14 protein-coding genes are annotated in these 20,412 nt (G+C 52.7%); 5 read left to right on the top strand and 9 right to left on the bottom strand.

Annotated features, from left to right (window positions below; translation table 11 throughout):
• Positions 1-123 precede the first annotated feature (123 nt).
• The 4 genes from CA54_RS10530 to CA54_RS10515 all read left to right on the top strand — a co-directional run bounded on the left by CA54_RS10530 (position 124) and on the right by CA54_RS10515 (position 6,616).
• The gene (locus CA54_RS10530; protein ID WP_146370730.1) at positions 124-1,350 is read left to right on the top strand and encodes an acyltransferase family protein; all 1,227 of its coding nucleotides are present in this window, start codon (positions 124-126) and stop codon (positions 1,348-1,350) included.
• A gap of 249 nt (positions 1,351-1,599) precedes the next feature.
• A complete protein-coding gene (locus tag CA54_RS10525) occupies positions 1,600-2,520 on the top strand; it encodes an alpha/beta hydrolase (protein WP_146370729.1) in 921 nt (306 codons plus the stop codon).
• A gap of 703 nt (positions 2,521-3,223) precedes the next feature.
• Positions 3,224-4,534, top strand: coding sequence for a serine/threonine protein kinase (locus CA54_RS10520; protein WP_197532368.1), 1,311 nt, complete (start codon positions 3,224-3,226; stop codon positions 4,532-4,534).
• A 747-nt stretch (positions 4,535-5,281) separates the two neighbouring features.
• Complete coding sequence (locus tag CA54_RS10515; protein WP_146370727.1) at positions 5,282-6,616, top strand: hypothetical protein; 1,335 nt, start codon at positions 5,282-5,284, stop codon at positions 6,614-6,616.
• A gap of 213 nt (positions 6,617-6,829) precedes the next feature.
• On the opposite strand, the gene CA54_RS10510 is transcribed toward CA54_RS10515, so the two are convergent.
• The 7 genes from CA54_RS10510 to CA54_RS10480 form a co-directional block, all read right to left on the bottom strand.
• Positions 6,830-7,822, bottom strand: a complete 993-nt coding sequence (locus CA54_RS10510; protein ID WP_146370726.1) for an alpha/beta hydrolase — start codon at positions 7,820-7,822, stop codon at positions 6,830-6,832.
• Positions 7,823-8,012: 190 nt separating this feature from the next.
• Positions 8,013-9,371, bottom strand: a complete 1,359-nt coding sequence (locus CA54_RS10505; RefSeq protein WP_146370725.1) for a type II secretion system F family protein — start codon at positions 9,369-9,371, stop codon at positions 8,013-8,015.
• A 735-nt stretch (positions 9,372-10,106) separates the two neighbouring features.
• Positions 10,107-11,261: an ABC transporter substrate-binding protein gene (locus tag CA54_RS10500; RefSeq protein WP_146370724.1), complete on the bottom strand. Its 1,155-nt coding sequence runs from the start codon at positions 11,259-11,261 to the stop codon at positions 10,107-10,109.
• Positions 11,258-12,031 (bottom strand): tyrosine-protein phosphatase, encoded by a 774-nt coding sequence (locus CA54_RS10495; RefSeq protein ID WP_197532367.1) that lies wholly within the window; start codon positions 12,029-12,031, stop codon positions 11,258-11,260. The genes CA54_RS10500 and CA54_RS10495 overlap by 4 nt, the downstream gene beginning before the upstream one ends.
• 90 nt (positions 12,032-12,121) lie before the next feature.
• Positions 12,122-13,507 carry an HlyD family secretion protein gene (locus tag CA54_RS10490; protein ID WP_146370722.1) on the bottom strand — a complete coding sequence of 462 codons (1,386 nt, stop codon included), beginning with the start codon at positions 13,505-13,507 and terminating at the stop codon, positions 12,122-12,124.
• Entirely contained in the window at positions 13,504-13,773 is a 270-nt protein-coding gene (locus CA54_RS10485; protein ID WP_146370721.1) for a DUF3302 domain-containing protein, read from the bottom strand. The genes CA54_RS10490 and CA54_RS10485 overlap by 4 nt, the downstream gene beginning before the upstream one ends.
• An 18-nt stretch (positions 13,774-13,791) precedes the next feature.
• Entirely contained in the window at positions 13,792-15,531 is a 1,740-nt protein-coding gene (locus tag CA54_RS10480; protein WP_146370720.1) for a sulfatase-like hydrolase/transferase, read from the bottom strand.
• 298 nt (positions 15,532-15,829) lie between these two features.
• Here CA54_RS10480 and CA54_RS10475 point away from each other — a divergent pair, with 298 nt between their 5' ends.
• Positions 15,830-16,843: a helix-turn-helix domain-containing protein gene (locus tag CA54_RS10475; RefSeq protein ID WP_146370719.1), complete on the top strand. Its 1,014-nt coding sequence runs from the start codon at positions 15,830-15,832 to the stop codon at positions 16,841-16,843.
• A gap of 421 nt (positions 16,844-17,264) precedes the next feature.
• Here CA54_RS10475 and CA54_RS10470 read toward each other — a convergent pair whose 3' ends face one another.
• Positions 17,265-18,410 carry a DUF3179 domain-containing (seleno)protein gene (locus tag CA54_RS10470; protein ID WP_197532366.1) on the bottom strand — a complete coding sequence of 382 codons (1,146 nt, stop codon included), beginning with the start codon at positions 18,408-18,410 and terminating at the stop codon, positions 17,265-17,267.
• A gap of 296 nt (positions 18,411-18,706) precedes the next feature.
• A complete protein-coding gene (locus CA54_RS10465) occupies positions 18,707-19,348 on the bottom strand; it encodes a hypothetical protein (protein WP_146370717.1) in 642 nt (213 codons plus the stop codon).
• Positions 19,349-20,412: the final 1,064 nt, after the last annotated feature.

Below are 20,412 nucleotides of genomic sequence, written 5' to 3'. Positions count from 1 at the left end.
CATGCATGCACGTTTTGAGTTTTCCGATCGTACTCGCCCCATTCAGTATTGTCCGTTCGAGTAATCCGTGGAATGATTCGGATTCAGAGCTTCCTTCTCTGAGCAGATCGATGGAGTGATGAAATGGGTCTTGCTGTCGCTAATCAAGCAAAACGACCGAATCGATTCTATCTGCTCGACCCCATTCGTGGCTTGGCAGCCATCTGGGTGTTCCTATTTCACTATCAATTTTCCAAGCCATTCCAATCGACGCTGCCGACGATCCATTCCTTCTTCAAACTGGGCGACATGGCGGTTCCGTTGTTCTTTGTTATTTCCGGTTATTGCATTGCTCTCGCGGCGGAAAGAACTAAGGAACGCCTCAAGTCCCCTTGGCAATTCCTTCGTAGTCGAATGCGGAGAATTTATCCGACATTCTGGCTCTCCGTAGGAATCATTTTCATCCTGCGTTGTGTTGCAATTGCCCTGCGCAAAGATGGATTGACCGCAAAAGTGCCGGGTTTATATTACCCCTGCCTACCATCCTATGACGCAGTGGACTGGCTAGGAGTCTTGACGCTGACGCGCGGGGTCACATCGGATCAAGGCGCTTGGTGGGAACGCTTTGGTCAAGTCAACGGAGCATACTGGACCCTGGCAATCGAGATGCAGTTCTACATCACAGTCGGGATTTTACTGATGCTACGTCGATTTTATTTAGTCGGCTTGGTCGCAATCAGTGCCCTGAGTTTATTGGCTTGGCTCCACAACCCTTCCTTCGTAATGACTGCCGCCGCCGGGACTTTCCTGCCATACTGGAGCTGGTTTTCTTGCGGCCTACTTTTGTGGTACATCCACAATCTGGGCTGGACTGCACAACAGTTGCTTGGCTCTTGGGACAAAAGAATTTGCCTGGCAATGCTTGCAAGCATTAGCTCAACACTACTGTATTTTAGCTACTCGAGTATCACCCCTGATCAATTGGTGTTCTCACTCCTATCAGCCCTTTTTCTATGGTGCCTGCAACCATTCGATGCGTGGTTCTCAAAGCTGCAGTCCCCCTCGAAGTCCTGGACTATGAGACTTCTTCCCGGCATGGCCACTGCACTGGGAACGGCCAGCTACTCAATCTATCTGCTTCACAACGAAGTCTCGATGTTTCTCTCCTCTGTCCTGCTCAAGCAGATTCCCATTCGAGGAATACTCTTGGATTCCATAATATTGGCTGGCACAATTTCGGTCTGCTATTTATTGTTTTTGAAAATTGAAAAGCCTTTCATTACGACTCAAACATCCCCAGTAATCCTGCCACTGGAATCGAAGCCGAAGGTCCGCCCCATGACCTTCGAGAGAAAATCCGCAGCTGCGTGACCCCTACCAAGGTTCTCCCAGCACCTTGGTCGATGCGGAATACCGAGTTGTTTGGCCATTTACGTTTATCGCAAATTGATCCAGGCCGAGGAACAGTCAGCATGGACTGAACAGCAGAGCGCGCTTAGCTGTAACCCTTGACCACGATTCGCCCGGTTACCACTGGCTTTCCCGGTCCGTTTTCGGAGATAATGGCAACAGTTTCCCACTACGACTGTTCTTATCCAATGATTCTCCGAGGAAGCGTCGATGAAAAAACGATCTGCGTTCGCACTGTGGGCAACGTGCGGGCTGCTGGTGACGGCGGTTGCGGTGGAGGCGTGCGGCGGTCAAGCGAAGGCGAAATTCACGGTGCAGAAGGGGCTCGTCTTTGCACGCGGCGATCGGGAACTTACATTCGATTTATACCGACCGCAAAATCCCTCCGGCCCGTTCCCCTGTGTGATCGTCATCCAAGGGGGAGGGTTTAGGGCGCAGGACGGGCAGCGGATTCGCCCCATTGCCGAGCGGCTGGCGAAAAACGGCTTTGCGGCGGCGCTCATTTCCTACCGCGGCCGGCCGGATCATGAGTATCGCGACACCCTGGCCGACGTCCGCTCCGCGGTGCGTTTTATCCGCACGCACAGCGGGGAATACGGCATCGCCCCCGACCGCATCGGCGCGATGGGACGCTCCGCCGGCGCGACGCTGGCCGTGTTGTTGGCGGTCGGCGACGGCGTCAAAAGTTTGGAACCGCCGGGCGGAGCTGCGGAGGGATCGAGCCGCATCCAGGCGGCGGCTGGGATCGCCGGAGTCTACGATTTCGTCGCCCGATTCACTGACAAGGACCAGTTGGCGCTGCAGCCCAATGCGGAAAAGAAACGTCGGACCAACGGCGAGTGGATCGGCGCGGAGTTCTCAGAGACCAATGCAGACTGGCAACAGGCCTCGGCGATCAACCACGTCAACCAAGCCGATCCACCGGTTTTGCTGTTGCATAGCCGGAACGATCGCACGGTTCCCTGGCTGCAGTCACGCGACATGCACGCGCGTCTGAAACAGGTGGGAATCGCGGCGGAAATCGAAATCAGCAACGACGGCGGTCACCGTGGCCCGGCGACGGCGGAGCAATGGATCGTCATCTTTTTCAAAAAGGCGCTGGCCAAAAAAGCCGCTGCACCGGCACGCTAATACGGCCTCCCCGGAATGCATTGAAACTAGTGGAGCGAGTGGGCATCCGACTGCATTTCGAGGATTGCTTATTCGAAAGCAATACGCAACGAAAAACGGAATGTCGTGGCGTAAAGGGAAGAAGAGTCATATTTGGGTGGCGGTGAAAAAAGCTACGGCAAAGTTCCTGCATTCGTTGTGACCCCCGCGGAGGGCTGATTGAGTCGTGCGAACGTGTTGCATGGAATTATACTTCCCCCGGATATCGAGAGTGTTACTATTCGTGCGCGCATCGCCAAAACAACTTACGAATTGAAATCGGATATTCCGTTCGCTACGATCTTTTTAACACATTTCCGCGACTCATTGTCTACTGCACGTTCCGGAACAGTCCGAGCGACGGATCGCTGTTTTTGGTTGCAGCCAGAATCCAATTGTGCCAGAGACGTTATTTTCTGAATTCGCTTCAATGCGACTATCGATTCATTGCCTGCCATGAACGTAGCCGCGTGGCATCAAAGCATGGTCACCTAAGAATTCGTGGAGCTCTGCGTTTGCTAACATGATCGTCCGTTGTCCTTATTGTCGTAATTCGGTGGACGTAGATGCTGAGGCTTCATTGAAAGAGTTGGTATGTCCCGATTGTGGGAGCACCTTCAATCTCATTTCTACCGACACAGTTCGGTTCGAGGGGAGTCAACCTACCTTTGTTGGCCGCTTTCGCTTGATTTCCGAGATTGGAGTCGGAGCCTTTGGCGTCGTCTGGAAAGCTTACGACGAAGAACTCGATCGCTCGGTCGCTATCAAAATCCCCAGAAGAGAACAACTCAGTACTGAAGAAGCTGATGTGTTTGTCCGCGAAGCGCGGGCCGCGGCACAACTCAATCATTCTAACATTGTTAGTGTTCATGAAGTTGGCCAAGATGAAGGACGGATCTACATCGTCAGCGACTTTGTTGAAGGGCTGAACGCTGCGGAATGGCTTGCGGTAAAATCACCAAGTATTCGAGAAGCGGCAACGCTTTGCGCCATAATCGCTGACGGCCTGCAGCATGCCCATTTGCGCAATATCGTGCACCGTGATCTCAAACCATCCAATATTATGATCGATGCGGACGGCAATCCGCATGTGATGGACTTTGGATTAGCGAAACGGGAATCGCAGGATGTCACGATGACAATGGACGGCCAGATTCTGGGGACAGCAGCCTATATTCCTCCGGAGCAAGCTCTTGGACAATCGCATCAGGCAGACAGCCGCTCAGACGTTTATTCCCTAGGGGTCATGCTGTTTGAGTTCTTGACCGGTGAGCGCCCGTTTCGGGGCAACACCCGCATGCTGATTTTGCAGGCGATCCATACACCTCCACCCCGGCCTCGCGAGTTTGTTCACAATATCCCGCGGGATCTAGAAACGATCTGTCTTAAGGCGATTTCCAAGGAACCCGATCACCGCTACCAGTCAGCGCAAGAGTTCGCAGACGATTTGCGGCGCTTCCTGAATCAAGAGCCGGTCAAGGCGCGCCCGCTGGGGCAATTGTCGAAGCTGTTCCTATGGACGCGCCAACTAAAACGCATTCATGACGCCGGCACATTTATGATGTTCTTGGGAGCCGGATTCGCCGCGATGGAAGTACTGGGAATTGTCACACTAGCGATTCGGCGGTTCTTTAACATCGAGCATTTCTGGGTCTTCCCCTATGTGCCCGAACAAGCCTGGAAAGTGTTTGGATGGTTTTTCCTTTTCATTATCCTGGGCATCTCTATGGTGGCTATTGGCAAAAAAACCATTCAATTCCGCATTCCCGCAATCTGGACGGGACTTGTCGTCTCCTGGGGGTTGGCAACGTTCAATTTCGCAGTGTGGGGCGGCTTCGTTAATTTCACCCTAGGCGGCATGATGGAAGACAAAGTGTCGCGAGCATTGTTTTTTCTCCCAATGTTTGTGCTGTGCTCCGCACTTTTCCTCCTCTACGTTTCGGCCGTCACTGCATTACGCTCGAACCGAGAAACGATCCGACTCCAGCGCCGTTAACCAAACGCCGAAATACAACGCTTCGTCCGCAATCCAATCGATTCGATGAGATGAATTCATCGTCCCAACCCGATGGCCACCTGCTTGCCTCGTGCTGATCAGCAGAGATCGCAGTATTTGCGAGCATGCAATAGGAGCCTCAAACGCTCGCAGCAGCGTGCCAATACTAGAACCAGTTGCGAAACCGCTATCTCACTGAATATTTTGGCATAAGCCTTGCTCTGTGATCAGGGTGAAAGGAGACCTTGAATATGAGATTGACGTTCGTGTTCTGGCCGTCGGTTCGACGACTTGGGCGAGATCAACTGGGAGGAAGCGATGGCCGACGTGGAACGGGACCACGTCAGTGAGGTAGACGTGGCGAAGGCGCTGGATTGAGGGGACGGTTACGGGGCTTGTGAGCCGCTAGGAATGAAATCGATTGATGTGTTCGCAGCACTCTATTGAATGCGATAATTTCGATGTGCTCGCGCACTTGCCAATGATCGCTGAAATCCCCGGTGTGTTTCGTTACCATGATTTGCATGCATTGGTCACCACTTTATTAATTCCTTCATGATTGAAATCACATCCATGATAACCAATTGTCGTCAACATCTTCATTGTGTCATATTGGTCTGTGCTGTACTTAGCGGCGGGTTGTTGTGCGCCGCGGAAACTGATGAAGATGCCATAAGCATTGGCACTCAAAAACAGTTATTCATAGACAATCGATTTATTGCATCGAGCCAAGATGTCACGTTGACGATGAACGAGCCTCGCCGTGATGGGCAGGTGCTGATCAAGTGCGATCAACCATGGGAACAGGGAGCATCGATTGGTGTCTATTCCAGTGTGTTGAAGGACAACGGCAAAGTTCGGCTATGGTACGACATCATCCGCCCGACCGGTCCGGGACCGTACGACCATGAGCGGCGCGTTGCCTATGCCGAATCGATAAACGGTATTGATTTCGTCAAGCCAATTCAAAACATTCATGAAGTCGACGGATCGAAGGTCAACAACATCGTGTTGCCGGGAGTGATTGGTGGCTGCTCGGTCTGGATTGATGAAAACGCCCCGCTCGAACATCGCTTTAAAACCCAGGCCAAGGTTTACCCTTCAGGCCAGCTACATATGCACAGCTCGCCCGACGGATTGAACTGGAAATTCTTCCAACGCCTCGAACCGGGACCCGGTGGCTGGGATACACAGAGCATTGTCTATTGGGATCCTGATATCTCGCGATACGTTTTGTTCACACGCCGCTGGGTCCGACTTGAGCCTCGGCAGATGAGCTACCGTACTGTCAGACGGTTGGAATCGGCTGATTTCAAACATTGGGAAAACGAAACGGTGGTTTTACAAGCCGATGAAATTGATTTGGCCTCGCAAGAGTCACCGAACGGTCAACCTCCCGTTGATTATTACGGCGCTGATGTTTTCGAGTATGAAGGTTTCAAGATCATGCTGGCTGAAGCCTATTGGCATTGGCAGTCACGTGAACCACTCAAAGGCTTAGGACCATCCGGTTTCGACGTGCGTCTCGCGGCCAGCCGGGATGGGAAACAGTTTCAACGAATTGGCAAACGCAAGGCGTTCATGGGAATGGGACCTTCGGGCCGATTCGACTCGAGGTATGTTTGGGCATTGCCTCATCCCGTTCCAATGGGCGATGAGTTGTGGATATACTACGTCGGTTCAAATCGCGACCACGACGGAAATATCGAACCCGCTGCCAATGGCCAACATTTGTCCGGAATCGGACGAGCCGTTTTGCGTCTCGATGGATTCGTCTCCGCCGATGCGGACTACAAAGGAGGCCAAATCACCACCCCGCCAATTTCATTTGAAGGCAACCGATTAGAACTCAACGTCGATGCGAGTGGAGGCGGGTCGGTTTTGGTCGAAGCGCTGGATTCCAGTGGAAGCCCCTTGCCCGGTTTCACCAAACAAGACGCCACACCCGTCAACACGAATTCAGTCCGAGCTCAAGTTTCTTGGGGTGATCAAGATGACGTCAGCAGCCTGGCCAACCAACCGGTTCGGTTGCGATTTCATCTGAAAAACTGCAAATTGTACGCGTTTCAGTTTCAGCGGTGATTTTGCGTCCGCTGAAAGTTCAATCGTTAGGAACGTAAATTGCGCAGTCAGAAACTGATTGACTGTGTTGCCAAACGTGCATATCACGCTGGGCCGAGAAGCCGGAAGGAACCGCAAGCAGAAAATGAGCCGCTCCGGCCGATTGCAGCGGTGCTGGATTGGGGGCGGCAGCGAGGGATGCGGGAGACAATCGATAGCTGTTAGTTTATGAGTTTACAAGGAAGAAGGCTGCAGGTAACGATCGACGAACGCGCCGGCCGATTTGTAGGCGGCGTCGATGATTTTGGGATCGCCACCCCCCAAGCCATGCTCACCGCCCGGAATCGTCACCAGTTGATATTCCACCCCGTGCTGTTTCAACTGCTCCGCCATCAACACAGATTGTTCGTAGGGCACGTCGGTGTCCTTCGTTCCATGAATTAGCATCGTCGGAGGAAAATCACGCGTCACATTCTGTAGGGGCATATAGGGATTGAACTTCTCAGTTTCCGAGTGCGGGTCCCAGCCCGAAACCGCCAGCGGCCAGAGTCCATGTTGGCGGCAATACTGATAGAACGCCCCGCCATCGCCTTTTCGGTTGCGAGTGTCGGCAATCGGTGGACCACTGACTTGTTTATATGCCTCGGCTTTGGTGAGTTTAATTTGCTGATGTCGCGCGTGTTTACTTGGGCTGCTGTACCAGTCACCCACCAGATCGCCATATCCAAAAAAAGCCACCAACACGCTTGGTCGAGGTTTGACACGATAGCCGGACATCAAAGTCAGATAGCCTCCCGCCGAACCGCCCATGACCGCGATTTTGGTGGCATCGACGTGAAACAACTTCGGTCCCTGATCCCGCACCCAGCGAAATGCGTCTTCCAGATCTTCAATGATCGCCGGCAATTGCGTCTCAGGAGCCAGCCGATAATCGATGGACACAATCGCATAGCCCGCGTCAATCATCCTCGCCTTCACATGCTTGTCGATGCCCGCACGATTTCCGACAATCAGCGCACCGCCGTGAATCCAAACCACGACGGGCCGTTTGACATTGTCGTCGATCCGGTGAACGTCAGCTTTGATCTCGAGATCGCCAACCTTTTTGTAGGTATAGGTTTTGGTGCTCACGCTTGTTTCTTGCGCATCTGTCGCGACCGCCCACGCCAAGGTCGCCGTTCCAGCCAATCCCCGTTGGACAAATTCCCGCCGATTGAATTGTGACATCGAACGACTCCTCGCCAAAGTCAATTCCTGTTCCAACCCCAGGTTACACGATCGTCCGGCGACACGCACGCGTCAGCGTCGAATGAGGTCCAGCGGCAACGCCAAACCGAAGAACGACCGTCGGCAATTCCTCAATCAAACGGCGGAAAGCAACACTCGTTGAGGGGCGAGGATACGATCGCAGTCCCCTTCAGTGAGATTTACGGCTTTCCTTGCTACGGGCGCCTGCTGCCTTGCCATTTGCCTTTTGTTCGCCATGTGCCTTGCCCGTGCGCGCATGAGACCTTTCTGGTTCAGGAAACAGGCCGTCGAGGAATTCGTCAGGTGTCATTTCGTTGTAGTTGCCGAGATGTTTGTACATTGATTCGATTTGCTTAAAGTCCTCATTGTTCTCAACGAAATCTTTCACCATTTCGTTTCGCGTGGCGATGACGGGGTTGCTGGTGGTTTGCTGACCTTCGCGAATTTCCTCTAGCGTCACAGTCTGACCCTTCAGTGCATCCGACAGACTTCCCAGGTAGCTGGCATACAGGAACAAGATTGAAAATCCCATCAGCGTGCTGACCGTAATGAAAATGCCAAAACCACTGATCTGGCCGATGCGTCGCAGATCGATCACCGATTGTTCTTGGTAGTCATCCGAAAGACGTTCCAGGCTCTCCGTGAGTTCCCCCGTGCGTTCTCCAGTCTGAACTGCTTGCAATAGGTCGTTGGGAAAAGCATCCGTCTGCCTAAGAGCCGTATAGAAATCCTTGCCATCGACGACCGACGTCGCAATGGACGATTCATGGGCTTGGTAGAAACGGTTTTGCGTGCTGCGCACTCCGAGTCGGATAGCTTTACTCGCGTTCATGCCGGCGTCCACTGCCGTTCCAAAAGCCCACGCAAACCGTGATAGGGCCAATGTCTTGATCGTGCCTCCCAGCAACGGGACGGCCAAGGCGATGCGCATGGGAATCGCCCCAAACCAACCACTGCGGATTCCTTTGACGACCAAATAACTGCCGACCGTGATAAACATCACGGCCCCCCAAAAGAGCGCCAAATTCCCCAACGGCGAGAGGCCCAACATGAAAACATCCGGCGCAGCGAGTCCCGAAATCCTTGTTTGCAAAACGTGAAGTATCACGAAGAACGCAGTGATCACGGCAGTCGCGGTGATCAACTGTAAGACCGGCCGCGTCACTCCTTGCAGGAATGATCGCTTCATGCTCACCAGGGCTCGGTAATGGTCTGCCATTTTCAAAAAGGCTTGATCCAGTTGCCCCGTTTCCTCTCCAACACGGACCATCTCAGTCAACAACGGGGGGAAACACGGTTCGGCAATGAGTGCCTCAGCCAGCGAGCAACCGTCCAGTAGTCGCGCATGGACCTTGTCAAACGATCCTCGAATTCGACTGGGGACTTGAGGGACCTCATTCGCCCAAGCATTTGCGATCGGAATCCCCGCTTTCAGCGAAGATCCCAGTCGATAACAGATCTTTTCAAGTTGAGATGCAGACAAAAAAGGGAGGGACGGATTGGTCGGCAAGTCAGGTTGAGCTTTCATAGTTTCATTTCCGCAGGTTAAAAAACATCCGCCAGCCGAAACGGTAAACGCACATCATATAATTGATCCGAGTCAAACGTGAGACTGCGAAGTTATCCATCAACCGGTCGTTCTCCGGTGTTTTCGCAGTCACAAAAAATGTCAATCGGTCGAAAGACGCAGAAAACGCTTTTCGAGAATTTTTTGAATCCTCGAGAACATCCAATTTGGGCAATTGGCCCGGTATTGAATGAATGGCCGATAAACCCGACCCAGACGTCGAATTCTTGAATTCACTAATAACTGGTTGGCAACTCTTGCCGTGGCCAAGCAACAGTTCAAAACGCGTCATCAAAAGCGAAAAGCTGCAACTTGCTAAACAATAAATGACCCGTCGACATGGTTCTTCACTTTGCTTGCGACAGCCTTACTTCCGGTTCTCAACGCCAAAAATTCCATTTCAAGCGGTAAATACTGCGCCCATTGCGGCAGAGTTGGATTGGGGGCGGCAGCAGGGGATGTGGGGGGATGCGTTGAGAACCGTGGCGAACACGGGGTCCGTGTGGGGTATAGGACGCGATAGCATTCATTGCGGTCCGAATTGTGCCTAATTAGGCCGATGCTGCAAATTCCGCGTCCGTCTCAGCTAGCGTTTCTGAAGAAGGATACGGTGATTGTGGTAGTGCACCACGGCTTCAGCCGGCTACAAACCACGAATCGACCTGTCGATACGGTTGCCCTTGGCCTCAACAACAGTCAGGCATCTTCAAGTTCGAGCGTCGATTCAAGAAAAAGTTTTTCAACACTCAGTCTTCGTTTCGCCAGCCCTTGATCGTTTAGATAGCGGAAAACAGTTTCGAGGGCCTTACGGTTCTGAGGTATGCCGTATGAGTAGAAGTTGGGCCCCATGAGTTTGACCGTCTCATTGAACTCTTGACCGTACCATGGAAGCGAGCTGTAAGCCCACCGAATTCTTTTTGATTCACTAAGGTCGAGTTGCTTTGATTTACAGTAGGCGTCGAACACAGCTTTCGGCAACCATTGGTGCTGCTCCGCCAATTCCCGCCGAATCACGACCAAGTGCATGATGGGATAGATCCCAGTCTTCTTGAAGTAACGCTGCTCAACTTCACGAGAGTCTCGAAACAGCCGTTGGACCTTCGGGTGACGCTCAACGTAGGCCCTCGGCTCTGCCGGGTGGAAAATTGCGTCGACGGTTCCTTCCAGCAACAGGTCTGACTCGTCCTTGCCAGCGGGAGCCTTCTCGACCGAGATTTTCGGAGGCAATAGCTTTTCCCACTTCGAGGCCCCGCCAGTCTGTCCGGCCGCAGAGTCTTTTTCGGTTATGACCCACTTGATTTCTTCAGGCGAAACTCCGTACTCGTCTTTCAGAATGCCGCGCACCCATGTCAGCCCGGAGGATGAGTAGCCAACGGTGGCGACCTTACGGCCGCGTAAATCCTCAGGATTACTGATCCCCCGGTCGGTGTGGACAAAGATACTTTTGTGTCGAAACACCTTCAGCACAAAGATGGGCAGCGGCAGATAGTCGCGGAATCCGTCATTGCAGAACGCTAACAAATACGGGATGAGGCCAACCTCTGTCACGTCGCGTGATTGAGCGCCCGAAAAAACATGCTGATTCAATTCCCCGATCTTTGACGTTTCGAAATCCACCTTACATCGGTCAATTTTTACTCGGCCGTCTTGAATCGCTGTCACCCGTTCATACGGGTATCCAGCGACAGTTAATGGCAATCGCTTAGGCTCAACATTGGCTTCTTGGGCGTGTGCCTCAGCATGAAACATAGCCAAGCCGAAGGGTGTAGCCGTCGAAGCCTTTAAGAAACCTCGTCGGGGAAGGACGTCATTCACTGACACATCATTGTCTTGGTCTTTAGTCGGCTTCATTGGAGTAACTTTTCCTTGAGACTATTGAATTCCTTGGCCGATAGTCCAAGCCCCTGATTTATGTAGCCTTCGATGGAGCCGTGCTGCTTGATTATTTCATCGCGGGTGGCATCGATGTACTCGCCCTTCTGGATATAGAACGCCTCGATGTTCGTCATATCCACCTCATCGGGTCGAATATTTTGTTTTTTTGCCAAGAGCACCCTAAGCTGTGCTAGCCGCTTCTTGACCTCGGCTTCCCGGTATTTGTTCGACAACAGATAGTCTTCACGTACGGTCTCCCATGGTACGCCCAACGACCACAAAAGAATTGCCGTTGCTGTACCTGTACGGTGGACGCCATGTGAGCAGTGAAACACGAGCGGCTCTTTTGACTGAGCGATTTCCTTTAACAACGCCGCATACTGTTCACGGGCGTTGTCAACCAAGAGACGATGGATTTCGAGATTGATGCTCGGTGGCATCGAGGAGAAGTCCGCAGTCCTGCGTGCTTCTTCGATGGCAGCGGCAAGGCCGTCTTCAGTTTCAATTGGCAAAGAAACTTCGCGTACATTTTGTGGCAGCCGGTCCTTACCTCTTGATTCGGTCTCAACCACCGTCAAGAAATTAACGACGGTTTTGATGCCAAGCTGTTCCAACTGGGCTACATCTTCATCCGTGAGTCGCGGCAATTCCCCACTGCGAAAGACGTGACCTCGTTTGACCTTTCTGCCGTCTTTTGTCTTGTATCCACCGACGTCTCGAAAGTTGGATTGGCCCGTGAGCGACACGTGCCGCGAATCCTCAGCGTAGCACACATTGAAAAGTGTGGTGGTTAAGCAAACTGCAGCTAATAAGCGAAAGGAATTCATAAGCAATTATCATGGAATGATGTAGTTCATCCATGTCTCCATTCTAAGTATCACTCTCCGAATAATGTGCGTCGCACGAGCGTTCTTAGTGTAAACCGAAGCTGTTCCAACAGCTCCGCCCGGGAGTGTGGTGATGTTTACCTCATCATTCTTGTCTAGGCTTAGCCGCACCCCAAAAGGGATAGTTGACTGGCCGACTCCTGGAGTCGGCGGAACGGTTCCGCTTGGATGCAGCTGGCCTTGCTCATTGATGTAGATGAGTTTCTCTACAGTTGCAGAGAATACCCTTCCAGGATGAAGTTTGAATACAACTTCTACTTTCTGACCGGGTTCTACATGCCGCACCACATACTGCGGAATCCCAACGGCAACTATGACCTCATCCGTGGGCACGAAACTCATCCATGTTCGCACAGGGAAAGCGGCTACCCGCTGCCCTGGTTTGAGGCTCATCCCGACAACGTAGCCGTCGCTTGGTGCCCTTACGGTGGTTTGCTCGAGGTCGAATTGAGCCTTTGCAAGCTGCGAATGGGCTGTGGCCACGCTGGTGTGCTCGTCGCCGATCATCGAATTTGCCAGCAAGTTCGCTTCACGAGCCTCCGCCCTTACGCGAACGAGGTCTGCTTCGACGAATTGCTTGACTCGTAGTCCCGCAGAAGTCGCAGCAGCTTCTGCTGCGGTCACGTCAGCCCCAGCTCGGGTGATGATGTCGTCCGCAACGCGAACATCGACTTGGGCCGTGTTCAGCTGACTTTTCAAAGAAGTTAATTGAATCTCGCCACGGTCACGCTCGGATTTTGTGGCTACTCCGGAGGGCACTAGACTGAGAATGCGGTCATACTCCCGCTGTGCTGCCGCAACTTGAACACCAAGGTCAGCGACGACCGCTTCTGCTTTTTGCTTATTCCCTTTTGCTTCTTGAAGCCCTGCTTTTGCCGCATCTATTGCGGCTACTGATGACGCCTCATCCGCTTTCGCGACCTCGATTTCTGCTAGCGTATTTTTTACGGTCGCGGCTGCCGCTTCGGAGCTGGCTCGCAATCGCTCAACATTTTGCTTCGTCTCGGCAAGTTGTGCCTGCAATTCATCGACCTTTACCTGATAGGGCTCCGGGTCGATTTGGAATAAGACGTCTCCTTTCTTGAGTGGCTCTAATCCACGTACCGGAATCTCGATGACCTCTCCCGATACATTCGGGATGACCTCCACAACAGACTTATACACATTCACCGGGCCTGATGGAGCTCCCCACTGCATTGGGAGAAAGAGCACGACCAGCAAAACAAGCATCCACATTATCGGTGAAAGCTTCCACCATAGATTGAGCGGAATGATGCGTAATCGGATGAGCAACGCGAGTATGGCGACGTAACACAACGTGAGGAAGACAATCATTGGTCACCATCCCCTTCACCTTGAGGTTCGCCCTTTTTGCCGTCACGCCAATCAGGGTTCGTATAAGCCCAGACGTAGGCAATTGGCGATAGCACGCCAATGGTGACGGCCCCCCACCATCCACAGACCGAGATCGCATCGGCCTGCGGGTGCCTACGCTTCTTCGCGATCATTCCGGGAAGCATCCCCAGCAAGACCCACAGGCCAACCAAGGAAGCTGCCAGTACGACGAGAATCAGCAAAGCAAAGATGTCCAAAAAGTCCATGGATAGGTTTCCCTCTGATTACTCTCCGAAATCCGGGTCCGCTTGCGGGTCAAACGGCAGTTCATCTAAGTGCTCGATGTACTCCAGCGGATCGAAGGGCAGCTTCTTGGGATCCAATAGCGGTTTCGCGAGCGCTTTAATCTCGGGCCTTGCGTTCGCGATGCCGGTCCATGGAATTCCATGGACTTCCTTCGCGTCCGGATACTTCTTTTTCCAAAGGTCGTGGCGCAGCTTCATCCGGTTGAAGGGACTCTTAAGGTGAATGAGGTTCACCAGCATTGGGGTTTTTTCGCGAGGGTCCGCCGGTAAGAAGTAGAATGCTGCCGGAATTCCGCTGGATTCGCCAACTGGGTCTGACGAGATCCAATGTCGCTTGTAATTGCCTTTTACGGTCGCGCCCAACCTCGGGCCCGCATAAATGAAAACGCTATCGCGGCGGCTGTGTGTGTCACCGTTAACAAGTAGCGATGTCTGATCCACTCCGTCGATCACTCGATCTCTCGGGACATGCTCGAGAGCGCCGGCCACACGTGCAAAAGTCGTGTACAAGTCGGTTTCGTGAATGATATCTCCGACCAGTTGTCCCTGCTCGATAGTGCCAGGCCACCAAGCCTGAGCCGGAACGCGAACGCCCCCCTCCAGAAAGTCACCCTTGCCACCACGATAAATAGTTTCGGCCATTCCAAGCCCTGGAGGTGGGTTGTGGGACATCGGACCATTATCTGCCATGCACACAAGCAGCGTGTTTTCTGCGATGCCAAGCTTTTTCAGCTTCGCGATCACTTTCCCAACGAAAGGATCGATATTCCCCTGCAGTCCGTCTTGCAAGATGCTTCGTGCGGTCGAGAATTTCTTAGGATTAGGAACGAAGCTTGTCATGTTCGGCCAGTTGGCGACATAGAATGGCTTGCCGGCTTTAGCATTACGTTCGATGAATTCGAGTGTCCGGCGCTGAGCTTCCGGATCGATCTTCATATAGTTTTCGTGCGAGTTGTCGCCCCACTGCTTGGTCGGGCCGCCCTTCGTGCCTTCAGCGATCTGAACCCAACCCTTCGTAATAAACGTATCGTCAAGCTTGTAGGGATCTTTGGGTAACATGTCTTCGTGCAATCCGATCGACGCGTTCGCACCTTCGGCGAGTTTGGTATTCAGCGACAGGATCTGGTTGTAGCCCGTAAAGAACGCTTCGTCGAAACCCTGTTTGTGTGGATAGCTTTCCTCGATGTCGCCGAGATGCCACTTTCCATGAAACGCCGTGGCATAACCCTCCTCCGAAAGCACCTCAGCTAAAGTGACTTCTTCACCTCGCATCCCGTGCGACTCACGCAACATGCCGATGTTGTACATGCCGCTGCGAACGGCGTAGCGACCGGTGATACAAGCGGCCCGGCTTGGCGTACATCCCACTTCGGTGTACATGCGCGTAAACAGTATGCCTTCTCTGGCCATTTCGTTGAGGTTCGGTGTTCTCAATCCTCGAACCTGCTGGATCGCGGGGATGCCAACATCGCCAAACGCTGTATCGTCCCACATGATGTGAATAATATTTGGCGGCCGACCGTGTTCCTTCCGAAGAGCGGCAAGTTTGACATCAAGATCTTCGTTTTCGGCAGACCATCGTTCGCCATTCTGCGCTTCGAGGATGTAGTACTCGGCGTCGTGCACGATTTGTTCCTGCGCTGTGACGATGCGATCACCAACGGCAAAAGGTGGAATCAGTAGGATTAGGGTTATGAATCCTTGGAAGATGCGAATCATTGTTTTGCCCTTGTTGTGTTGGGTTTGTTGGAAAGAAACTGCTTCACGACGTCGTGGACGAGACCTGAAATTGTTGTATTGCCTGAGTCAGCACATTCTTGCAGCCGCTGCAGCTCTCCGTCAGTAACCATTGTGACGACGCGATTGCGTCTGGCGCACTCAACTGGTAATCGAGGGCGACCCGATTGGCGAGCAGTTGGGTGTCTTCCCGACTTCTTATTCACGGGTGGGCTCCACATTGAGGCGATGTATTTATTGCTGGCAAAGTATTCTGTAGGAGTTTAGACTGATAAATAACGTGACAACATCAAAAATCCGCAAATTGTCTCTCTCCCCTGAAATTAGCAAAATGTCTGGTGACTCACCATCAACTTACGTCCTGCAACGTACCTTTGCAGACGTCGATGATTTGACTGCCGAGGCGAGACAATGGGACGTTGATTTCCGACAAATAGAGCGAGGCAAGTTTGACGGAGAGCTTTTGCAGTTTGCAACTGGTGGCGTGCACATTTCAGAAGCACGTTTTTGTCGCTCGCTGAATCAGAAAGGCTCACCACCGAAAGGGATGCGAACAGTCGCTGTTCCCGCTTGCCCTGAAATGCGCCTTGAGTGGCGAGGTAAAGAGGTCGACAGTGAGAGCTTGATGCTATTTCCAATCGGTGCGGAACTGTCAAGCGTGTCAGGCCCTGACTTCCACGTCTATACGTGCTCGTTCCCCGATCAGTTATTGTCAGTCGTTGGCGAAGCTTTAGAGGTCGGTAGTTTCGACGAACTTTCTGCTGGAGTCGATGCGATTCGCGTAGGTGCAGCGGCGATTGACAATCTCAGACGTTGTTTATCCAAAGCCTCTGATTTCGTTCGTGACAATCCAGGCAGCATTTCAGAATCTGACATGGGTCGGTTGCTCACCCAGGAGCTACCAAGGCGACTTGTTGCTGCAATCGCAGCCGGGCGAGAAGTGTGTCCCCCGGCTTTTTGTCAAACCAGGCAGACGGCTCTGACGCGAGCCGAAGATTACATCGAATTACACGTTTCGTGCGACATTAAGGTACGCGATATATGCCAGGCAGCAGGCGTAAGCGAGCGAACACTGCAGTACCTGTTTCTAGAGAGGTTTGGCATCGGCCCTAAAGAGTTCTTGAAAGCCCTACGGCTCAACAAGGTGCGTCGACAGCTTCGTTCTGCAGAATCTAAAATTACGAAGGTCGCAGACGTGGCAAACGCTTGGGGATTCTGGCATATGGGGCAATTCGCAGCAGACTATCGGGAACGCTTCGAAGAGTTGCCTTCTGAGACGCTTCTCCACCCTTAAGTCCGCAACCAAAACGCCCGCCGTGCAAAGCTAACTTCCGGCTTGCAGCCCATGTTGACATCTCGTGTCAGCCTTCGAATTGCCCAATCTCCACTAAATCGTTCGCAGCTAATATGCACCGAGCCGCGAACGTCTGTCAGAATAATAGCCGACGCGGGTTAAGTCACCAAAACTTTTCACCCCCACGGTTCAAAACCTCCGTCAAGCAGCGCCGCGCCACGCCACACTGTCTCTCCCAATGATCGCCGAGAGATTTCATCGCCGTAACCTCTTGCTAAAACTCCTCTACCAACGTAAAAAGCCAAGGTATCATCTTCCGGTCGTTTTACAGGACCGAATCTCGCTTCACCAGTTCTTGACACAGAATCCCGATTGTGTTGGATTGTTGCTCGTGTGGGGCCGCCACTCCCGCTGGCGGCTGTTACACCTTCGGCAATTGGAAGAGCTGCGTGTCCGGATTATAGTGTCGCCAGACTGCCCACATCGGCCCGTTGTAGATAAACGCACGTTTGAGTGTCCCGTGCTCTCCGGTGTTCCCAAAGACATCAACATCGGTTACCTCGATTTCTTCGCCCTCGTTCATACGGTCGAAGCCGACGAACAGATCATGTTCGGGAATGTGCGCAATCACGATGCTCTTGCTACCGACTCGGGTGTTAACAACGCCGTTTTTCCGTAGGTAGTCCTTCGTATAAGCAACAGCGTCTGCTCCGTCTTTGATTCCAATCACCTTTTCCTTCGAGGGAAGGCGAGCGTCATCCAGAGCGACTGTCTTGAACATCCATCGCTCGCCGGAATGAGCGTCGTCGAGCGGCATGAGCTTACTTAAAAGCCTCTCTATCGGATTCGTGAACGGGTTATACAGAACCTCGCCATCGGGAAAGAGATCTTGATAGGCCTTCCACGTCATCTCCAGGACAGGCAATGGCTCCAGCTTCCGCCTCGAAAGCTCACAGGTGTTCGTGATCTGCTGGATAATCTCACCGCTGCTGGTATCCCACAGCAGCAGGTTGTTGTTGGTCTGGGCGAGCACCTTGAGATTCATCGGCTTCCCCTCAAGTTCGTTGACAAAGGGAACCGGTAGGTTCGTGAGGACGCAGTATGTTAACACGACTTCGTCGCCTCCATAGTCTCCGCCGAAGATGTGCGACACCCACAGGTATTTCTGCGGGAAGGCCTTCGTGACACCGTTGTACTCGATGACATAGACTGTGTCCTCGGGCTGCAAATAGTCGTTTGCTACTGCGTCTGGAACTGATTTGTAGACAGCATCATGCTGCTTGGCACGGAACATGACGTACGGGGCCAAGTATTTGGTCACCAGAAAACAGCCTGCCAGGCACACCCCGAAGACCACCATCATCCACGGCTGCAGCACACCCTGCTGTATGTTGAGTAAGAGGGCCACTAGAAACAGTACGATCGAAAGGGCCATGATCCAGATGTGGAAACGGAAATAGGCAACCACGAATGTCTTGCCGATTCGCAGTAGCTGACCGGCATCCGTGAGGACGAATATTCCGATCAGTGCTAACAAGGCGGATATCGCCAACAATACGATGATCAAATCACTTCTCCTTATGGCCCGCCACGAAAGACTAGGTGATGTCTGCATTAACAAAGGGTGGTTTCTCAGCACCTATCACGGGCAACGACTTATTGAAACTGACTAGCCGCTCAGATCACGCGATCGTGGACACCGACGCGAGTTGTAGACTCCGTTTGGCTGTGGAGGTTTGTCCAACCTCAGCTGGCTCGACTCATCACAAACTGAAGGCGGTAGATGGAATCCGAAAGGTTGATTATTCAGAAGAAACTCTAGAGGATGATGCCAAGGTTTGACGGTCAGACGCGATCGCTATACTAATCGCCTAAATCCACATAGGTAAGATTCCATTGGGGAGCGCCAAATGCCTGAACCAAAAACTTGCTTCCTACCGCGGCCGACCCCACACTGCCGATATGCGGGCGAATTCCGCTGTACGTTCCCAGCCAGCCATGACCGGGCGTCGGACAGTTGAGCGTTACGATTAACGATTCGCCATCATCAAGACGTTGATGAATAACGAATGGGCCTCCGGCCAACATTTGAAATACTTCATCAACTCCCGCGCCGTCAGCCCCGATGTTTATGTGAAAACGATCGAATCGACTGTAGTCGATTCCCTCGCCGACAACGTATAGCTGGGGATAGCTGTATCCATGATTAGTAACCTTTGTCTCGCTGCTTCCACCGCCGGGCACTTGCGGCTCACGCCCAGCCGCCGCAGTGATCTCTAAGAGTCGATCCATCGATAGTAAGAAGTGTTTTTTGACATGGGCCGCTTCGGCCTCGTCAAGGTTCCTCTTTGACAACAGCGTCCGAATGTCCTTTTCCACCTCACTCAAGTCGAGAGGCCACACTCCAGCGCCAATATCGCGCAAGACTGCATTTACACCATCTAGCGTCGCGGGCACGTCACGGCCGTCTGAAACCTCCAGAGTGAGTCCGTCGATATGAGTCATCTCTGCTTCCTTGTGTTGAGTCGTACGATGCACAGGCGACCGCTTCAACATCAAAAGCCATCGACATGCCATATGTCAAGCAGGGAAGGTGAAAGGCTCGCGATCATGAACCGCACATTGGCAAGATGGCTGGATCGTAACTGGACGTTTTTGAAGTGGTTGGCTCTAACTTTGACAGAATTCACTCCGGTCCGACTTACCGATACCACCTAACTCAATTCGTTGGATGCAAAAGTCGCATTGACTTCAGAAGCTGCCGTCGGATTCCAACTCGCATCAGTGAAACCGACCGTTGCATGAAAGGCGTCTCGTGAAACTCCAGGAATTCGACACAACTAGCCACCGGCCGGACCAGTGCCCGCATCGGTGGTCACGAGCGTGCATTCTGCCATCTGCGAATTCAAAGTGCCACTAGTGTTATGTCACGGCTTAATTTGAGGGATGTGTGCCACTGGCTTTGCCAGTGCAAGACCAAATGTCGGAACTACTTCCAAAACACTGGCAGAGCCAGTGGCACCCTAATTCTTAGGTGTGACAACCCACTACTCCGTCGCGGCGGTGGTAGATGATATTGCTCGCGAAGGCGGCTACGCCTTACCTGTGCGTTCCGCTACTCCGGACCCAACCATCACATTTCGGACCGATTGAGCGGAAGCAACACCCGTTAATCCAACTAAAGAGACCCTCTTGTTGAACCAAGAGTTTTGGAGTTTGCGGGCGCCAGAACGGTTGTCGTTGCGATTCGCGAAACTCTCTTTGCAAAAGACGCACGCCTACGACGAGCGGCCACGGGTGACGCAACACGTTGCGAAGACTTGCGTTCTTGCGACAAAATCGCCATTGTCTCTCCGCAAGCGAAAACCCCGGGGTCGCGCATTTCGCTACTCCGAGGTTTTAGTGGCAGAGACAGGATTCGAACTAATGGAGTTTTCACTGGTAAATTAACAGGTTAGCTGCAAGTGTGGCGCAGAATCCGTCGCAGTCGATAATGATTTGGCTCAGTTGATCAACATATGGCCCCTTTTGCCGGTCGCGATGAAGGCGGGCATCATGGCGATGGTTGC

The organism is Symmachiella macrocystis (genome assembly GCF_007860075.1).
In the GTDB taxonomy this organism is placed as follows: domain Bacteria; phylum Planctomycetota; class Planctomycetia; order Planctomycetales; family Planctomycetaceae; genus Symmachiella; species Symmachiella macrocystis.
Note: the sequence above shows the minus strand (reverse complement) of the source record. Positions and strands in the feature narration are given on the sequence as shown.

Coding starts and splice junctions, on each gene's coding strand:
- CA54_RS10530 (WP_146370730.1), top strand. CDS start 124: ATGGGTCTTGCTGTCGCTAATCAAGCAAAACGACCGAATCGATTCTAT.
- CA54_RS10525 (WP_146370729.1), top strand. CDS start 1,600: ATGAAAAAACGATCTGCGTTCGCACTGTGGGCAACGTGCGGGCTGCTG.
- CA54_RS10515 (WP_146370727.1), top strand. CDS start 5,282: ATGAACGAGCCTCGCCGTGATGGGCAGGTGCTGATCAAGTGCGATCAA.
- CA54_RS10510 (WP_146370726.1), bottom strand. CDS start 7,822: ATGTCACAATTCAATCGGCGGGAATTTGTCCAACGGGGATTGGCTGGA.
- CA54_RS10505 (WP_146370725.1), bottom strand. CDS start 9,371: ATGAAAGCTCAACCTGACTTGCCGACCAATCCGTCCCTCCCTTTTTTG.
- CA54_RS10500 (WP_146370724.1), bottom strand. CDS start 11,261: ATGAAGCCGACTAAAGACCAAGACAATGATGTGTCAGTGAATGACGTC.
- CA54_RS10490 (WP_146370722.1), bottom strand. CDS start 13,507: ATGATTGTCTTCCTCACGTTGTGTTACGTCGCCATACTCGCGTTGCTC.
- CA54_RS10485 (WP_146370721.1), bottom strand. CDS start 13,773: ATGGACTTTTTGGACATCTTTGCTTTGCTGATTCTCGTCGTACTGGCA.
- CA54_RS10480 (WP_146370720.1), bottom strand. CDS start 15,531: ATGATTCGCATCTTCCAAGGATTCATAACCCTAATCCTACTGATTCCA.
- CA54_RS10465 (WP_146370717.1), bottom strand. CDS start 19,348: ATGACTCATATCGACGGACTCACTCTGGAGGTTTCAGACGGCCGTGAC.